The 17,942-nt window shown below is 57.8% G+C and carries 16 protein-coding genes; 3 read left to right on the top strand and 13 right to left on the bottom strand.

Annotated features, from left to right (window positions below; genetic code table 11):
* Positions 1 to 10 precede the first annotated feature (10 nt).
* The 4 genes from glrR to purL all read right to left on the bottom strand — a co-directional run bounded on the left by glrR (position 11) and on the right by purL (position 7,919).
* On the bottom strand, positions 11 to 1,348 hold the full coding sequence (gene glrR, locus V1587_RS19055; RefSeq protein WP_371897454.1) for a two-component system response regulator GlrR: 1,338 nt from the start codon (positions 1,346 to 1,348) through the stop codon (positions 11 to 13).
* Positions 1,335 to 2,072: a two-component system QseEF-associated lipoprotein QseG gene (gene qseG, locus V1587_RS19060; protein WP_371897455.1), complete on the bottom strand. Its 738-nt coding sequence runs from the start codon at positions 2,070 to 2,072 to the stop codon at positions 1,335 to 1,337. The genes glrR and qseG overlap by 14 nt, the downstream gene beginning before the upstream one ends.
* A gap of 1 nt (position 2,073) precedes the next feature.
* The gene (gene qseE / locus V1587_RS19065) at positions 2,074 to 3,501 is read right to left on the bottom strand and encodes a two component system sensor histidine kinase QseE/GlrK (RefSeq protein WP_371897456.1); all 1,428 of its coding nucleotides are present in this window, start codon (positions 3,499 to 3,501) and stop codon (positions 2,074 to 2,076) included.
* Positions 3,502 to 4,031: 530 nt separating this feature from the next.
* Positions 4,032 to 7,919 (bottom strand): phosphoribosylformylglycinamidine synthase, encoded by a 3,888-nt coding sequence (gene purL / locus V1587_RS19070; RefSeq protein ID WP_371897457.1) that lies wholly within the window; start codon positions 7,917 to 7,919, stop codon positions 4,032 to 4,034.
* A 267-nt stretch (positions 7,920 to 8,186) separates the two neighbouring features.
* Here purL and mltF point away from each other — a divergent pair, with 267 nt between their 5' ends.
* Positions 8,187 to 9,737, top strand: a complete 1,551-nt coding sequence (gene mltF, locus V1587_RS19075; protein WP_371897458.1) for a membrane-bound lytic murein transglycosylase MltF — start codon at positions 8,187 to 8,189, stop codon at positions 9,735 to 9,737.
* On the opposite strand, the gene tadA is transcribed toward mltF, so the two are convergent.
* From tadA to murQ, 4 genes are read right to left on the bottom strand one after another with little or no spacing between them, the layout of a single operon-like run.
* Entirely contained in the window at positions 9,625 to 10,164 is a 540-nt protein-coding gene (tadA, locus tag V1587_RS19080) for a tRNA adenosine(34) deaminase TadA (protein WP_371897459.1), read from the bottom strand. The two genes, mltF and tadA, sit on opposite strands and share 113 nt — an antisense overlap.
* Before the next feature lie 24 nt (positions 10,165 to 10,188).
* Positions 10,189 to 10,824, bottom strand: coding sequence for a phosphatidylglycerophosphatase C (yfhb, locus tag V1587_RS19085; RefSeq protein ID WP_249576275.1), 636 nt, complete (start codon positions 10,822 to 10,824; stop codon positions 10,189 to 10,191).
* 3 nt (positions 10,825 to 10,827) lie between these two features.
* Positions 10,828 to 12,189: a PTS transporter subunit EIIC gene (locus V1587_RS19090; protein WP_371897460.1), complete on the bottom strand. Its 1,362-nt coding sequence runs from the start codon at positions 12,187 to 12,189 to the stop codon at positions 10,828 to 10,830.
* Between the two features lie 11 nt (positions 12,190 to 12,200).
* Entirely contained in the window at positions 12,201 to 13,094 is an 894-nt protein-coding gene (murQ, locus tag V1587_RS19095; protein ID WP_371897461.1) for an N-acetylmuramic acid 6-phosphate etherase, read from the bottom strand.
* Positions 13,095 to 13,211: 117 nt separating this feature from the next.
* Between murQ and V1587_RS19100 the strand changes: the two genes are divergently transcribed.
* Both V1587_RS19100 and V1587_RS19105 read left to right on the top strand, forming a co-directional pair.
* Entirely contained in the window at positions 13,212 to 14,060 is an 849-nt protein-coding gene (locus V1587_RS19100; RefSeq protein WP_395314454.1) for a MurR/RpiR family transcriptional regulator, read from the top strand.
* Positions 14,061 to 14,106: 46 nt separating this feature from the next.
* Positions 14,107 to 14,367, top strand: coding sequence for a YfhL family 4Fe-4S dicluster ferredoxin (locus V1587_RS19105; protein ID WP_008502177.1), 261 nt, complete (start codon positions 14,107 to 14,109; stop codon positions 14,365 to 14,367).
* Here V1587_RS19105 and acpS read toward each other — a convergent pair.
* Genes acpS through rnc form a run of 5 tightly spaced genes read right to left on the bottom strand, consistent with a single transcriptional unit; the run spans position 14,364 to position 17,816 of the window.
* Positions 14,364 to 14,744, bottom strand: a complete 381-nt coding sequence (acpS, locus tag V1587_RS19110; RefSeq protein ID WP_023294331.1) for a holo-ACP synthase — start codon at positions 14,742 to 14,744, stop codon at positions 14,364 to 14,366. The genes V1587_RS19105 and acpS overlap by 4 nt on opposite strands.
* Positions 14,744 to 15,475, bottom strand: a complete 732-nt coding sequence (pdxJ, locus tag V1587_RS19115) for a pyridoxine 5'-phosphate synthase (protein ID WP_395314455.1) — start codon at positions 15,473 to 15,475, stop codon at positions 14,744 to 14,746. Before pdxJ ends, acpS begins: the two co-directional genes overlap by 1 nt.
* A 33-nt stretch (positions 15,476 to 15,508) precedes the next feature.
* Positions 15,509 to 16,216, bottom strand: coding sequence for a DNA repair protein RecO (recO, locus tag V1587_RS19120; protein WP_371897463.1), 708 nt, complete (start codon positions 16,214 to 16,216; stop codon positions 15,509 to 15,511).
* A 17-nt stretch (positions 16,217 to 16,233) separates the two neighbouring features.
* On the bottom strand, positions 16,234 to 17,139 hold the full coding sequence (gene era / locus V1587_RS19125; RefSeq protein WP_111965125.1) for a GTPase Era: 906 nt from the start codon (positions 17,137 to 17,139) through the stop codon (positions 16,234 to 16,236).
* Positions 17,136 to 17,816: a ribonuclease III gene (rnc, locus tag V1587_RS19130; RefSeq protein ID WP_003860711.1), complete on the bottom strand. Its 681-nt coding sequence runs from the start codon at positions 17,814 to 17,816 to the stop codon at positions 17,136 to 17,138. Before rnc ends, era begins: the two co-directional genes overlap by 4 nt.
* Positions 17,817 to 17,942 lie beyond the last annotated feature (126 nt).

A 17,942-nucleotide genomic window follows, 5' to 3' on the forward strand; every position in this document is an offset into this window, starting at 1 on the left:
TTTTGCGGTACTACTCTTTAAAATCGTTTGCTTCCAGCTCGTGGCGCGAGAGTAGCTTGTAAAATTCGGTGCGGTTGCGCCCGGCCATCCGCGCCGCGTGGGTCACGTTGCCTTTGGTGATCTGCAGCAGCTTGCGCAGATAGTTCAGCTCAAACTGGTTGCGCGCTTCGGCAAACGTCGGCAGCGCCGTATTTTCCCCTTCCAGCGCCTGCTCCACCAGCGCGTCGCTGATGACCGGTGAGGAGGTCAGCGCCACGCACTGCTCAATCACGTTGACCAGCTGACGCACGTTACCCGGCCAGCTTGCGGCCATTAACCGCTTCATCGCATCGGTAGAAAAAGCGCGCACGAACGGTTTATGGCGGTCGGCCGCCTGGCGCAAAAGGTGGTTCGCCAGCAGCGGAATATCTTCCGCGCGCTCCGCCAGCGCCGGGATCTTCAGATTCACCACGTTCAGACGGTAGTAGAGATCTTCGCGAAACTCGTTGCGGGCCATCACTTTTGGCAGATCGCGGTGGGTCGCCGAAATAATACGCACATTAATATCGATATCGCGATTGCTGCCCAGCGGGCGCACTTTGCGCTCCTGCAGCACGCGCAGCAGCTTGACCTGCAGCGGCGCGGGCATGTCGCCAATCTCGTCCAGGAACAGCGTGCCGCCTTCCGCAGCCTGGAACAGCCCTTCCCGGCTGCTCACCGCGCCGGTGAATGCGCCGCGGGCGTGACCAAACAGTTCGGATTCGAGCAGCTGTTCCGGGAGCGCACCGCAATTAATGGCGATAAAGGCGTTTTTACTGCGCGGGCTGGCGTTATGGATCGCCTGCGCCAGGATCTCTTTCCCGGTTCCGCTCTGGCCGTTGATGAGCACGCTGACGTCAGACTGCGCCACCATCCTCGCCTGCTCTAGCAGGCGCAGCATCACGGGGCTACGGGTGACGATGGACTCCCGCCACGCTTCATCCCCCGCCGGAGCGGCATGTTCCAGCGCGCTGTCGATAGCCTTATACAGCGCGTCTTTGTCTACCGGCTTGGTAAGGAAGCTGAATACCCCCTGCTGCGTCGCGGCAACCGCATCCGGGATCGACCCGTGCGCGGTCAGGATAATCACCGGCATACCCGGCTGCTGCTTCTGGATCTCCGCGAACAGCTGCAGGCCGTCCATTTCGTCCATCCGCAGGTCGCTTATCACCAGATCGATTTTCTCGCGGCTGAGGATCTTAAGCCCCTCCTGCCCGCTTTCCGCGGTCACGACGCTGTAGCCTTCACTCACCAGACGCATGCCCAGCAGCTTTAACAGCCCGGGATCGTCATCCACCAGTAACAGATGGGCAGGTTTACGGCTCGTCATGCTTCACATCCTCTTGTTTCGGCGTATCGCTGTCCGGTGCCGCGGATGAACTCCCCGGCTGGTATTTACGCGACGAGAGCTGCCTTTCGATATCGGTCAGATTCTCCAGCTTACGCGTTGTAGTATCCAGCTGCGTACGTAGATGTTGCTGCTGTTGACGCAGCGTATCAAGCTCGCTGTCGGTTGACTGTTGCAGCTTGCTGTAGCGGGAGCGCTCTTCAGACAGCTGAAGCTGTAATGTCTGCCCATCGCGCCAGAGCTGGTATACCGGGCGTACCTGCACGGGAAGAGTGACCACGAACGTGTCCAGTCGCGTCACGTTGGCGCGGCGTTCGACGGGGGTGATTTTGGCATCAGCCAGCAAAATGCCGCGCTTGAAAGCGTCCTGCCAGGTGTCGTCATCCAGCATTGCCGCCTTTGAGCGAGCGTCTACCGGGGCCAGACGCTGGGCGCAATCAATTCCACGCAGCCAGAACAGCGGGTTGCTTTCAACGTCATGACCTGACAGGTTCCAGATATCGTCACAGCGGGTTGAGAGGAAATCGGCCAGCTGGTTATCGGGCCATTTATCTTCCTGTTTATCGCTAATGGCACTTTGTGGCGCATGGGAAACACACCCTGCCAGAAATAAACAGGGCAGGCTCAGGCGAAGCGTGTTGCGGGAAAACACCGCGCGTACGGCGCGGGAAAAGACGTGTGACATACTCACCAGACATAGATTCATTTTATTGATTTTTCCGGCTCAGGGGCAGTTCAATACGGAAGCAAACATCCGAACGTTCGTCCGTGGCAATGTTTAGCTCACCCTGCATGCGTCGTATGCAGTCCCGGGCGATGCTCAAGCCCAGACCACTGCCTTTCACCGCACCTTTCCGCTGATGACTCCCCTGGAAAAAGGGCTCGAAGATCATGGTTTTTTCGTCATCGGGGATCGGGGTGCCGGTGTTAGCGACGTCTATAAACACCCGGGAACCCTTAGTATAACTTCGGATATAAATGTTACCGGATTCAGTACCATAGTGCACCGCATTGGAATAAAGATTATCCAGCACGCTCATTAAGAGCATGGGTTCAGCGAGACAGGTCGGCGCATTCAGTTCTACACCGGTATGCATCATTTTAGCTCTTGCTGGCAAGCTATGGGCGGATATCACCATATCCACCAGCGGCTCAATCTCAACGTTTTCCAGTACGACCGCCCCGTCAGCCAGCTTGCGGTTGTAATCCAGCAGTTGCTCAATCAGCTTTTGCAGATTGCGGCTGCTGTTATCCAGGATCTCGACAATTTCTTTCTGTTCTGGCGTAAGAGGCCCGGCCACTTCGTCCGCCAGCAGCTCCGTCCCTTCGCGCATGCTGGCCAGCGGCGTTTTAAGCTCATGAGAGATATGGCGCAGGAACTGATGGCGCTGTGACTCGAGCCACGCCAGGCGCTCGGACAGCCAGATAATACGCTGACCTACGGATCGCAGCTCGCGCGGACCTTTAAAGGCGACCGTATCTCCGAGCGATTTCCCCTCCCCCAGGCGGTTGATCATGCGCTGAATGCCCTTCACCGGGCCGATGATCATGCGGGTAAAGAGCAGTACCAGACCGAGGCTCACCAGGAACAGCACCAGCGCCTGCCAGCCGAAGAACTGGCCGCGCTCGGCAATCTCCTGCTGGAGCTGCTGGCCGCGAGAGAAAATCACCGCGCGCGTTGACTGCACCATCTCGGTGTTGGCGCTGGCAAAAGCTTCGAGGCGCGCGGCGGCGGCGGCATCCGGGCCGCTGTTGCTGCACTGCAGCTGCGCGAGATCGTTCAAATCCTGACGTAACGCCTGATAGAGCTTGTCGTCAGGCAAAACCCCCGCGTGAGCGTCCAGCATTTCGCTGTAGCGTTTACGCTGACTTTGATAAACCTTTTCCAGCGTCCGATCGTCAAGCACGCAATACTGACGATAGCTGCGCTCCATCTCCAGCGCGGCGTTGGTCATCGCCTCACTGCGTCTGGCGTCGATGAGCGTCGTGCGGTTGGTCAAAGCCGCCTGCGCGCTCAGCGCGTTCAGGCTTTGCCACGCCTGCCAGGCAAGGATCAGCAGCGGCAGCAGGATCAGCAGGAAGGCCATCATGACGAGCTGCCGCAGGGAGCGGGGGAAAACGGGCCAGCGTTTCAACGCATTACTCTCTAAATGGGGGTTTACGCAGAGCGTAACTGAGTCTGCCCTTCAGATACAACAAAGCCGGGTAAAAACCCGGCTTTGTCATGGAATGAGGCGGTGCCTAACTCGACGTTTCGCCCTGGCCTGATAAAGCATCGCTATAATCAGTAGTTGGACGGCAGGCACCTTTTTGTGCGTCATTCGAAGTTTATGTAGCGCGTCCCGAAGGGGCTGACATAAGAAGGTGAATGAGCCACTGGTTAATATTATGCAACACCCATGCCAGAATGCAAAACAAAATATTAACACATTGAAATATATGATTTTTACTCGTTTAACCTGTTAATTATCGGTTGAATGATTTTCAGGCTAAGTGTCGCTATTAAGCAACACCTTAACGGGAACCTTTACTGCCCCATATAAATCAATGATTTAAATGTCTCCATTTAGAGACAGCTATATACCCTCTTTGTCGCAATTTTGCGACAGGCATAAAAAAGCCCGGTGGCGCTACGCTTACCGGGCCTACAGGTGCTGCCTAAAACTTAGCCAAGCTGCTTACGCGCGTTGCGGAAGATACGCATCCACGGGCTGTCCTCGCCCCAGTTTTCAGGGTGCCAGGAGTTGCTCACGGTGCGGAACACGCGTTCCGGGTGCGGCATCATGATGGTCGCGCGACCGCTTTCGCTGGTCACCGCGGTAATACCGTTGGCGGAGCCGTTCGGGTTAGCCGGGTAGGTTTCTGTCACCTTGCCGAAGTTATCGACAAAGCGCAGCGCTACCAGACCTTTGCTCTCCAGCTGAGCCAGATGTGCGGCATCACGCACCTCTACCTGACCTTCACCGTGGGAAACAGCGATTGGCATCTGTGAACCGACCATTCCCTGCAGCAGCAGAGACGGGCTTTGGGTCACTTCCACCAGGCTGAAGCGCGCTTCGAAGCGGTCAGACTGGTTACGCACAAAGCGCGGCCAGGCTTCGCTGCCCGGGATCAGCTCGCGCAGGTTAGACATCATCTGGCAGCCGTTACACACGCCCAACGCCAGGGTCTGCGGACGGTGGAAGAAGGTTTCGAACTCGTCGCGCACGCGGCTGTTGAAGAGGATGGACTTCGCCCAGCCTTCGCCCGCGCCCAGCACGTCGCCGTAGGAGAAGCCGCCGCACGCCACCAGCGCCTGGAAATCCTCCAGACCGGTACGTCCGGCCAGCAGGTCGCTCATGTGGACATCGATAGCGTCAAAGCCCGCACGGTGGAAGGCAGCCGCCATCTCAACGTGGGAGTTAACGCCCTGCTCGCGCAGCACGGCCACTTTCGGACGCGCGCCGGTCGCAATGTACGGCGCGGCGATGTCTTCGTTGATGTCGAAGGAGAGCTTCACGTTCAGGCCAGGATCCTGGTCATTGGCCTTCGCGTTGTGCTCCTGATCGGCACATTCCGGGTTATCACGCAGGCGCTGCATCTGCCAGGTGGTTTCCGCCCACCACATGCGCAGCGTGGTGCGGCTTTCGCTGAACACGGCGTGACCGTCTGCTTCAATGACGAAGCGGTCGCCCTGAACGGCTTTACCCAGATAATGCACGCAGTCTGCCAGACCGTGCTTAGCCAGAATCGCTTCAACCGCGTCGCGATCCGCCGCACGTACCTGAATCACGGCGCCCAGCTCTTCGTTGAACAGCGCCGCCAGACGATCTTCGCCCAGCGTAGCGATGTTGGCTTCAACCCCACAGTGGCCGGTGAAAGCCATTTCTGCCAGGGTCACCAGCAGGCCGCCGTCGGAACGGTCGTGGTAGGCCAGCAGCTTACGCTGCGCCACCAGCGCCTGAATCGCGTCGTAGAAGCCTTTCAGCTGCGCCACGTCGCGCACGTCGGCTGGCTTGTCGCCGAGCTGGCGGTAAACCTGCGCCAGCGCGGTGGCACCCAGCGCGTTGTGGCCTTTACCCAGGTCAATCAGCAGCAGGGCGTTGTCAACGGTTGCAAGCTGCGGCGTAACGGTATGACGCACGTCTTCCACGCGGGCAAACGCGGTAATCACCAGCGACAGCGGAGAGGTCATCTCGCGCTGCTCGCTGCCTTCCTGCCAGCGGGTTTTCATCGACATAGAGTCTTTACCCACCGGAATGGTCAGGCCGAGGGCAGGACACAGCTCCTCTCCCACCGCCTTCACGGCTTCATAGAGGCCTGCATCTTCGCCAGGGTGACCGGCAGCGGCCATCCAGTTGGCGGAAAGCTTGATACGTTTGATGTCGCCAATCTGCGTTGCGGCGATGTTGGTCAGCGCTTCACCAACCGCGAGACGGGCAGAGGCCGCGAAGTCCAGCAGCGCCACCGGGGTGCGTTCGCCGAGCGCCATCGCTTCGCCGTAGTAGCTGTCGAGGCTCGCCGTGGTCACGGCGCAGTTAGCCACCGGGATCTGCCACGGGCCGACCATCTGGTCGCGGGATACCATACCGGTCACGGTGCGGTCGCCGATGGTCACCAGGAAGGTTTTCTCTGCCACAGCAGGCAGGTGCAGCACGCGGTTAACCGCTTCCGCCACGGTAATGCCCTGGCGATCCAGCGCTTTGCCCGCCGCTTTGCGGGTGGTTACGTCGCGAGTCATCTTCGGCGTTTTACCGAGCAGAACGTCGAGCGGCAGATCGATCGGCTGGTTGTCAAAGTGGGTGTCGCTTAAGGAAAGGTGCTGCTCTTCGGTCGCTTCACCGATGACGGCATACGGCGCACGCTCGCGGCGGCACAGCTCGTCAAACAGCGGAAGCTGGTCCGCAGCAACCGCCAGCACGTAGCGCTCCTGGGATTCGTTACACCAGATTTCCAGCGGGCTCATGCCCGGCTCATCACTGAGGATATCGCGCAGGTTGAAACGGCCACCGCGACCGCCGTCGCTTACCAGCTCCGGCATGGCGTTGGACAAACCGCCCGCGCCCACGTCGTGGATGAAGAGGATCGGGTTGGCATCGCCCAGCTGCCAGCAGCGGTCGATCACTTCCTGGCAGCGACGCTCCATCTCAGGGTTGTCGCGCTGTACGGACGCAAAGTCGAGATCCGCATCAGACTGGCCGGAGGCCATAGAAGAGGCCGCGCCGCCGCCCAGACCGATGTTCATCGCCGGACCGCCGAGCACGATCAGCTTCGCACCGACGACGATCTCGCCTTTCTGCACGTGATCGGCACGGATGTTGCCGATCCCACCCGCCAGCATGATCGGTTTGTGGTAGCCGCGCAGCTCTTCGCCGTTGTGGCTGTCCACTTTCTCTTCATAGGTACGGAAGTAACCGTTCAGCGCCGGACGACCAAACTCGTTGTTAAACGCCGCGCCGCCCAGCGGGCCTTCGGTCATGATATCCAGCGCGGTCACAATGCGCTCCGGCTTGCCGAAATCTTCTTCCCACGGCTGTTCAAAGCCCGGGATACGCAGGTTAGAGACGGAGAAACCGACCAGACCCGCTTTGGGTTTAGCGCCACGACCGGTCGCACCTTCGTCACGAATTTCACCGCCGGAGCCGGTCGCCGCACCCGGCCACGGGGAGATCGCCGTCGGGTGGTTGTGGGTTTCCACTTTCATCAGAATATGTGCGGGCTCCTGATGGAAGTCATAGCGCCCTGCTTCGCGATCGGCGAAGAAGCGGCCCACCTCGGAACCTTCCATTACCGCGGCGTTGTCCTTATAGGCAGACAGCACGTGGTCAGGGGTTTGCTCCATGGTGTTTTTGATCATTTTGAACAGCGACTTCGGCTGCTGTTCGCCGTCAATAATCCAGTCGGCGTTGAAAATCTTGTGGCGGCAGTGCTCGGAGTTAGCCTGCGCGAACATGTAGAGTTCGATGTCGTTCGGGTTACGGTTGAGCTTAACAAACGCATCCTGCAGGTAGTCAATTTCGTCTTCTGCCAGCGCCAGGCCGAGACGCAGGTTGGCGTCAATCAGCGCCTGGCGGCCCTGCCCCAGCAGATCTACGCTCTGTACCGGCGCAGGCTGATGGTGAGAGAAAAGCTTCTGCGCGTCATCGAGAGAAGCAAATACGCTCTCCATCATGCGATCGTGCAGTTCAGCCGCAACCGCCTGCCACTGCGCGTCGCTCAGGGTAGAGGCTTCCACGTAGTACGCCACGCCGCGTTCCAGACGGTTAATCTGGCTCAGGCCACAGTTATGGGCGATGTCGGTGGCTTTGGAAGACCAGGGGGAGATGGTGCCCGGACGAGGCGTCGCAAGGATCAATTTGCCGGTTGGCGTATGGCTGCTCAGGCTTGGACCATACTTGAGCAGGCGTTCCAGCTGTACGCGCTCCTCTGCATTCAGGGGGGCATTCAGGTCAGCAAAATGGACATACTCAGCGTAAATATTGCTTACCGGAAGGTCGGCCGCCTGAAAACGTGCCAGCAGTTTAGTGATACGGAAGGCAGACAGTGCAGGCGAACCACGCAGAATTTCCATCATAAGTCTCTCGTCTTCGAAGCGCCGGGGCGCTTACAGTGTGCGCAAGGGGGGAAAACGGGCGTCATTATAGAGAATCCTGAGCGCCGACGAAACCGTTTGCGTCGAAATAAAATTTGCACAGAAATTTAACAATAGATGTGACCTGTCTCTCTAATTGGTTGCCAAGTGGCGCAAGTTTACGCAAAATGCCGCTCATTCAATGGCAAACCTTATGATTAACATGGCTACAGCAGACTGAGGCAACCGGCGTCGCAGAGAATTAACTAATTGAAAAAATTAAAGATTAATTATCTGCTCATCGGCATTGTAACGTTGCTGCTGGCAGTGGCCCTCTGGCCTTCCATCCCCTGGTTCGGCAAAGCCGAAAACCGTATCGCCGCCATTCAGGAGCGGGGGGAATTGCGCGTCAGTACCCTCAACTCCCCGCTGATTTACAGCGACGTCAACGGCAAAATCATTGGTCTGGATTATGAACTGGCGCAACAGTTCGCCGATTATCTTGGCGTGAAGCTTAAAATCACCGTCCGCCAGAATATCAACGAGCTGTTTGACGACCTCGATAACGACGATGCCGATATGCTTGCTGCCGGGCTGGTGTATAACAGCGAGCGCAGCAAGAACTACCAGCCGGGCCCGACCTACTACTCCGTTTCTCAGCAGCTGGTTTACCGCGTCGGAAGCCTGCGCCCGCGCTCGCTATCTTCAATTAACGATCGGCAGCTGACGATTGCGCCCGGCCACGTGGTGATTGACGATCTGCGGGAGCTCAAGGAGAAGAAATATCCCGAACTGAGCTGGACGGTAGATCCGAAACTCGGCACGACGGAGCTGCTGGAGCAGGTAAAAGATCAGAAGGTGCCCTACACCATCGCCGATTCGGTCGCGATCAGCCTGTTCCAGCGGGTGCATCCTGAAATCGCCGTGGCGCTGGACGTCACCGACGAGCAGCCCGTGACCTGGTTTAGCCAGCTTGATGACGATCAGACCCTCTCTGCCGCGATGCTTGATTTCTTCAACACCATCAATGAAGACGGTACCCTGGCGCGTCTGGAGGAGAAGTACCTCGGGCACGGCGATGACTTTGACTACGTTGACACCCGCAGCTTCCTGCGTGCGGTGGACAGCGTCCTGCCGGACCTGCAACCGCTGTTCGAAAAATACGCCCAGGAGATTGACTGGAAACTGCTGGCGGCTATTTCTTATCAGGAATCCCACTGGGATACCCAGGCCACGTCGCCCACGGGCGTACGTGGTTTGATGATGTTAACCAAAAATACCGCGTTGAGTCTGGGCGTGAATGACCGTACCGATGCCGAACAGAGCATCAGCGGCGGCGCGCGCTACCTGCAGGATATGATGGCCAAAGTCCCGGAAACGGTGCCGGAAGAAGAGCGGATCTGGTTTGCGCTGGCGGCCTACAATATGGGCTACGCGCATATGCTTGATGCGCGGGCGTTGACGGCCAAAACGAAAGGTAACCCGGACAGCTGGTCAGACGTGAAGCAGCGGCTGCCGCTGCTGAGCCAGAAGCCATGGTATAACAAGCTGACATACGGCTACGCGCGCGGACATGAAGCCTACGCCTACGTGGAAAATATCCGAAAATATCAGATTAGCCTGGTCGGGTATCTGCTGGAGAAAGAGAAAGAGGCGACCGAGGCAAAACAGCTGGCACAAAGTTACCCGGTCGTGGCGCCGGACGAGCTTAATCGTCCGACAGCTTCAATTCTGCCTTTTGCTGCTTTTTCTGCTGACGGCGCATTCGAAAGAAATCGCTTAATAGCCCCGAACACTCTGGTGCAAGTACCCCACCGATAGTCTTTACCTGGTGATTCATCCCCGGGTGACCCAGCACGTCCATCAGCGAACCGGCCGCACCGGTTTTTTCATCCCGCGCACCAAAGACCAGAGTCCCGATCCGGCTGTGCACCATTGCGCCGGAGCACATCACGCACGGCTCAAGCGTCACATACAGCGTGGTATCAAGCAGACGATAGTTTTGCAGCACCAGCCCTCCCTGACGAAGCGCCATAATTTCGGCGTGTGCAGTAGGATCGTGGCGGCCTATAGGACGGTTCCACCCTTCGCCAATCACCTGGTTGTTATGAACCAGCACGGCCCCGACGGGCACTTCTCCCTCTTCCCAGGCGCGTTGAGCCAGCGTCAGCGCATGGCGCATCCAGTATTCATGGTCGAATTCAGGGTTGGACAACGGTTGATACTCCAGTCGAAAAGCGGGCGGCATTATACACGCCCATTATGGATAAGACTATTCGAGTTGCTGGAGTTCACCTGATGGCGTGACGCGCCAGCGATGCTGGCAAAAATAGAGCAGCGGGTTGTCTTGCTTGCTGTCGCTGTAGCCGCTGTACAGGCGCAGCGGCGTACCAATGCGTTTCTCCAGCTGGACCACTTTTTCATGCCCCAGGCAGCGCAGGGTCAGCACCCAGCCGCCGTAACCGCGGGCAATTTGCGTGGCGATAAGATTCACGCGCGGAAGCCAGGGGGTATCAAAATAGACCTGCTCCACCAGCGTCTGCGGGGAGCCGGTAATTAGCCAGATGTCGGCATCGTTCGCGTCGAGGTAGCTGGTCAGGCGCGCCTGCACCACCGGAAAGGCGGCGACGTGGCCGCGAAACCAGTGCGCAAAATCCTGCTCGAGCTGTTTGAGCCGCGCTTCGCTGTGCCCAAAGGTACATCCCCACAGCAGCAGACTCATCGGCCATCGCGCCGCCCGGCCTTTCACCAGCAGCGCGATACCGATAACGGGTAAGAGCGGCAGCACGAGCAGCGCATTCAAAGGCTGACGCCGCAGCAGGTAACGCATAAACGTACCAAACATATCCTGCTGATGCAGCGTTCCATCCAGGTCGAAAAAGACAACGCGACGCGCGTGATTTGCCAAACCTTACTCCTCTGGGTCGTTGAAACCTAATAGCCAGGTAAACAGGAACCCGGCGATCACCGCTACTAAATAGCCTAACAGATAGAGCATCACTTTTCCGGTCACGATAGTTAATGCCAGCGGTAAACCGGACAGCCCAAAGGTGATCACGGTGGCGACCTTCCAGTAGCTGATCAGCGCCCCGCCTACCGCACCGCCCAGACAGGCGGCGAGGAACGGTTTACCCAGCGGCAGCGTAACGCCGAAAATCAGCGGTTCGCCAATACCCAGCAGGCCGACCGGAAGCGCGCCTTTAATCATTTTTTTCAGACGCGCGTTGCGGGTTTTCATCAGTACGGCAATCGCCGCGCCGACCTGCCCCACGCCCGCCATCGAGAGGATAGGCAGCAGCGCGTTATAGCCATGCGCCTGCACCAGCTCGACGTGGATCGGCACCAGCCCCTGGTGCAGGCCGGTCAGCACCAGCGGCAGGAAGGTACCCGACAGCACCGCCCCCACCAGCAGACCACCGCGATCGATCGCCAGAGACGCACCGTGGGCGATGGCTTCAGAGATCCAGCCGCCTAATGGCTGGAGGGCTACAATCGCTACGCTACCGGTAATCAGCGTGGTCAACAGCGGGTTGAGAATCAACTCGATCGAGCCGGGCAAAACCGCGCGCAGCCTTTTCTCGATCCAGCACATCAGGATGACCACCAGCAGCACGGCGATCACCCCACCGCGCCCGGGCTGGAGCGCCTCACCAAACAGCGTGATCTGCGCCAGCTGCGGGCTGGACAAGATGCCCGCCATCACGCCGCCCATCGCCAGCGAGCCGCCAAACACCTTCGCGGTATTGACCCCGACCAGAATGTTCATAATGGCGAACACCGCGCTGCCGAAGATCCCGAGAATCCCCAGCAGGTTCGGATACTGCGTGGCGAAATCCCCCACGATATCCGGTCGCTTGAGGATATTGATGATCCCGGTGATCAGGCCCGAGGCAATAAACGCCGGGATCAGCGGAATAAAGACGTTTGCCAGCTGTCGCAGCGCGTCGCTCATCGGGGCTTTGTATTTGGCTTTCGCCTGCGCTTTGGTGCGTTCCGCATCGTCAATCGACACGCTCGCGCTAACGCCCATCAGCGCGCGCATGGCATCAACAACCTGTGCCGCTTTCCCCGGCCCGACGATCAGCTGATGCTGCTGCCCCTGTTTCACGTAGCCGCTGACGCCGGAAAGTTGCTTCAGGCGCGGCACGTCAAGCTGGTCGTCGTCATGCACCTCGACGCGCACGCGCGTCATGCAGTTTTCGAGACGCTGAATATTTTTTTCCCCACCGATCCCCTGCAGGATATCGCTGGCGAGCGCTGCTGTTTTGTCCATAGACGCCTCTGTTAGTTTTCTAATGCCGCCCGTAAGAAGCCGTTATGCGCATCGAGTTTGGCTCTCGCGGTCACCGCATCCAGCCCGCTCAGGATCATCAGAATGGCAGGTTTAACATCGTGATCGGTCTGTTTGAGTACCGCTTCAGCCTCTTCACGGCCTGCGCCCGTCGCCTCCATCACCATGCGGCAGGCTCTGTCCACCAGCTTGACGTTGGTGGCCTGCATATCGACCATCAGGTTCTGATAAACCTTGCCGAACTTAACCATCGCGCCGGTGGAGATCATATTGAGCACCAGCTTTTGCGCGGTCCCGGATTTGAGGCGCGTGGAGCCGGTGAGCGCTTCCGGCCCGACAACCGGAGAGATAGCGATAGCGGCCACCTGCGCAATCGGTGAGCCCGGATTACAGGAGATGGCCACCGTCGTGCAGCCGGTCTGGTTAGCATACTCCAGCCCGCCAATGACGTACGGCGTGCGCCCGGATGCCGCCAGCCCGACCACCAGATCCTTCGCGGTCAGATTCAGACCCTTCAGATCGTCCTCACCCAGCTGTTTGTTATCTTCCGCCCCTTCAACGGCTTTCAGCAGCGCGCCGGGCCCACCGGCAATAAGCCCAACCACCAGACCATGCGGAACGCCAAAGGTTGGCGGGCATTCTGACGCATCCAGAACCCCAAGACGCCCGCTGGTGCCCGCGCCCATGTAGATAATGCGACCGCCGGCCTTAAGGGCTTCCGCCGCCGCATCGACAGCTTTTGCCACCTCGGGTAATGTCTCTTTCACTGCCTGCGCGACCAGCGTATCCTGTTGATTAAAGCGGTTAACCAGCTCCAGGGTGGAGAGCGCATCCAGATCCATGGTTTGCGGGTTACGCGTTTCAGAAACAAGTGAGCCAAGATTCATTTTTGTACCTCAAGAATTTTTAATTCATAATAATCACACTATAATGGAATATAAAATTCATTCAGGCGAGCAAAATCCGTATTTGCGCAGATAATCACATTTTCGCCAGGAGACCGTATGAACTGTTTAATTCGCATTCGCCAGCGCTACGCAGGCTTTGCCCAAAGCGACAAGAAGCTGGCGGATTTTCTGCTTTCTCAACCCGACCACGCGCGCCATCTCAGCTCGCAGCAGCTGGCGAGTGAAGCCGGCGTGAGCCAGTCCAGCGTGGTAAAATTTGCGCAGAAGATTGGCTTTAAGGGATTCCCCGCCCTCAAGCTGGCGATCAGTGAAGCGCTGGTCAGTAACCCCAATCCGCAGTCAATGCCGGTGCATAATCAGATCCGCGGAGACGATCCGATGCGGCTGGTCGGCGAAAAGCTGATCAAAGAGAACGTGGCGGCCATGCACGCGACGCTCGATGTGAATACGGAAGAGAAGCTGCTGGAGAGCGTGGCGATGCTGCGCGGCGCGCGGCGAATAATCCTGACTGGTATCGGGGCGTCCGGACTTGTGGCGCGTAACTTTGGCTGGAAGCTGGCGAAAATTGGCCTTAACGCCATCGTCGAGCAGGATATGCACGCCCTGCTGGCAACCGTACAGGCGATGGATCCTGACGATCTGCTGCTGGCTATTTCTTACTCCGGCGAGCGCCGTGAAATCAATATGGCCACCGATGAAGCTCTGCGCGTCGGCGGTAAAATTCTGGCGATCACCGGTTTTACCCCGAATGCCCTGCAGCAACGGGCCACGCGCTGTTTATATACCATTGCCGAGGAGCAGGCCACGCGCAGCGCGGCTATCTCGTCCACCAGCGCACAAATGATGCTGACGGACCTGCTGTTTATGGCGCTGGTGCAACAGGATCTGGAGCGCGCGCCAGAGCGCATTCGCCACAGCGAAGAACTGGTAAAGAAGCTGGTTTGACGCGTATAATGCCCGCCCAGTTTGTGTTGTTTCTGAGAATTTCCTGATGGCGCTGTTAATTACCAAAAAATGCATTAATTGCGATATGTGCGAGCCCGAATGCCCGAACCAGGCGATTTCGATGGGCGACAGCATTTATGAGATTAACAGCGACCGCTGCACCGAATGCATCGGCCACTATGAAACGCCGACCTGTCAGAAAGTGTGCCCGATCCCGAATACCATCCTGAAGGATCCGGCCCACGTCGAGAGCGAAGAGCAGCTGTGGGATAAGTTTGTCCTGATGCACCACGCGGACAAACTTTAACTTTCGATGATCACCGTTGCGCTGGCATAGTGGCGTTCATCGGCGATCGTCACGTGCATGTGATTCACCCCCAGCTTTTCCGCCAGCTTTTGCGCCTCGCCCCATAAGCGCAGGCTTGGCTTACCCAGCTCATCGTTAAAGACTTCAAACTGGTTGAACGCCAGACCGTTACGAATGCCGGTCCCGAAGGCTTTAGCAGCCGCCTCTTTTACCGCAAAGCGCTTTGCCAGAAAGCGCACCGGCTGCTGATGTGCTTCCCAGATGGCCCACTCGTTATCGCTCAGCACGCGTCTCGCCAGGCGATCGCCGCTACGGGCGATCACCGCTTCAATGCGGGCTATTTCAACGATATCGGTGCCTAAGCCCAGAATGGCCATTACCGACGCGCTTCCAGCATCAGGCGTTTCATTTCTGAGACCGCCTCTTTCAGGCCGCTCATTACCGCGCGGCCAATAATCGCGTGACCGATGTTCAGCTCGTGCATTTCCGGGATGGCGGCAATGGCCTTCACGTTATGGTAGGTCAGGCCGTGACCGGCATTCACCTTTAGACCGAGGCTCGCCGCGTAGGTGGCCGCTTTAGCAATACGCTCCAGCTCTTTGGCCTGTTCGACATCATTTTTGGCATCGGCATAGCAGCCGGTGTGGATTTCGATATAGGGCGCGCCCACGTCGGCTGCCGCTTTAATCTGTGTGAAATCGGCGTCGATAAACAAAGAAACCAGAATACCGGCATCCGCCAGACGTTTGCAGGCATCGCGCATTTTGTCGAGCTGCCCGGCCACATCCAGACCGCCTTCGGTGGTCACTTCCTGGCGTTTTTCCGGCACCAGGCAGCAGAAGTGCGGTTGGGTCTCACAGGCAATCGCCAGCATCTCTTCGGTGACCGCCATCTCCAGATTCATACGGGTGTCCAGCGTCTGACGCAGAATGCGCACGTCGCGGTCAGTGATGTGGCGACGGTCTTCACGCAGGTGAACGGTAATGCCGTCGGCGCCAGCCTGTTCAGCGATAAACGCCGCCTGAACCGGATCGGGATATGCCGTGCCGCGCGCGTTACGCAGCGTGGCGATGTGATCGATGTTGACGCCTAACAGTAATTCAGCCATGACAATCCTCGGTTTTCTTTTCGATTCTGTGGTCTAACGTTTCGGTACAAACTGCCTGAATAATTCGCGGCTCTTTAAGGGCTTGCCGCCAAGATACGGCTTGAGGGCAATCCGGGTAAAGCGTTTTGCGGCGCGCAGAGTGTCCCGATCGGGAAACTCGCGCTCATACAGCGCCCGGAGCTGGCGCCCGGTAAAGGTGCTGTTGTCGATCACGATGCTGGCAATAAAGCCTTTTTCTTCACGGTAGCGGTAGGTCATGGTGTCTTCTACCTCGTCCCCGCTGCCCGCACAGTGCAGAAAATCTACGCCGTACCCGAGGTGGCCCAGCAGCGCCAGCTCAAAACGACGCAAGGCGGGTTCGGGCGTGCCGGATGCGCCAGCAAGCGCCTGAATACAGTGAAGATAATCGAAGAAAAGTTCAGAGAAGCGAGTCTCATGCTCAAGAACCCGTGAGAGGAGTTCGTTGACATACAGGCCGCTGTAGAGCGTGATGCCAGAAAGAGGAAGCGCCAGGGAGACGGCTTCGGCACTGCGCAGGGTTTTGACTTCCCCTCGCCCGCCAAAGCGAACCAGCAGAGGCGTGAAAGGCTGTAGGGCACCTTTCAGATTAGAACGTTTGGAACGTGCGCCTTTCGCAACAAGGCGCACGCGGCCCGACTCTTCCGTGAAGACGTCCAGCATAAGGCTGGTTTCGCTCCAGGGGCGACTATGCAGGACGAAAGCGCGCTGCCATCCATCCATATGCTCGTCGTCTTAAGTTACTGGTCTTCGCCGTAACCGAGGCTGCGCAGAGCACGCTCATCATCGGCCCAGCCAGATTTCACTTTCACCCACAGTTCGAGGTGAACCGGCGCTTCGAACATCTCCATCATGTCCTTACGGGCTTCAATGCCGATGGTTTTGATCTTGGCCCCTTTGTTGCCGATCACCATCTTTTTCTGCCCTTCACGCTCAACGAGGATCAGGCCGTTAATGTCGTAGCCACCGCGCTCGTTGCTCTGGAAACGCTCTATCTCCACCGTCACAGAGTACGGCAGTTCAGCGCCCAGGAAACGCATCAGCTTTTCACGGATGATTTCAGACGCCATAAAGCGCTGAGAGCGATCGGTGATGTAGTCTTCCGGGAAGTGATGAATCGCTTCCGGCAGATGCTTACGCACGATGCCCGCGATGGTATCCACGTTCAGGCCGGTCTCAGCAGACAGGGGAACGATGTCGAGGAAGTTCATCTGGCTACCGAGCCACTGCAGATGCGGCAGCAGGTCGGCCTTTTCCTGCACGTTATCAACCTTGTTGACCGCGAGGATGACCGGCGTTTTGCCGTCACGCAGCTTGTTCAGCACCATCTCGTCGTCCGGCGTCCAGCGGGTGCCTTCCACAACGAAAATCACCAGCTCTACATCGCCAATCGAGCTGCTCGCCGCCTTGTTCATCAGGCGGTTGATGGCACGCTTCTCTTCCATGTGCAGGCCCGGGGTATCGACGTAGATCGCCTGATACGCGCCTTCAGTATGGATGCCGACGATGCGGTGACGCGTGGTCTGCGCCTTACGCGAGGTGATGGAAATCTTCTGCCCAAGCAGATTATTCAGCAGGGTGGATTTGCCAACGTTCGGACGTCCGACGATGGCAATAAATCCGCAATAGGTTTTTTCTTCGCTCATTCCAGCTCCAGCATTTTTAACGCCTGTTCGGCGGCAGCCTGTTCAGCCTTACGACGGCTTGAACCTGTGCCCACCACCGGTTCACTCAGGCCACTGACCTGGCAATGGATGGTAAATTCCTGATCGTGCGCTTCGCCACGAACCTGCACCACCAGATAAGACGGCAGCGGCAGATGACGACCCTGCAAATATTCCTGCAGACGCGTTTTCGGATCTTTTTGTTTATCGCCCGGGCTGATTTCGTCCAGACGGGTCTGATACCAGTTCAGGATCAGCTTTTCTACGGTCTGGATATCGCTGTCCAGGAACACACCACCAATTAATGCTTCGACCGTATCGGCAAGAATAGATTCACGACGGAAGCCGCCGCTTTTCAGTTCACCCGGCCCAAGACGCAGACATTCGCCCAGTTCAAATTCACGCGCGATTTCCGCAAGGGTATTACCCCGAACCAGCGTGGCACGCATGCGGCTCATATCCCCTTCATCCACGCGCGGGAAACGATGATAAAGCGCATTCGCAATCACGAAACTTAAAATAGAGTCGCCTAAAAACTCGAGACGCTCATTATGTTTGCTGCTGGCACTGCGGTGGGTTAATGCCTGTTGCAACAACTCCTGATGATGAAAAGTGTAGCCCAGCTTCCGTTGAAGCCGATTAATTACGATGGGGTTCATGCGATACCAATAAATGAATGCGTCAAAAATGCAGCACACGAAACCGACCTGAGAAAACCAACGCGGTTTCGTGTGCCGTGGCACCCTTGCAGGGCCAACCTTAAACTTCGGGGGAATATTCTATAC

This window comes from Enterobacter sp. ECC-249, from assembly GCF_043965265.1.
Classification (GTDB): Bacteria; Pseudomonadota; Gammaproteobacteria; order Enterobacterales; family Enterobacteriaceae; genus Enterobacter; species Enterobacter quasiroggenkampii.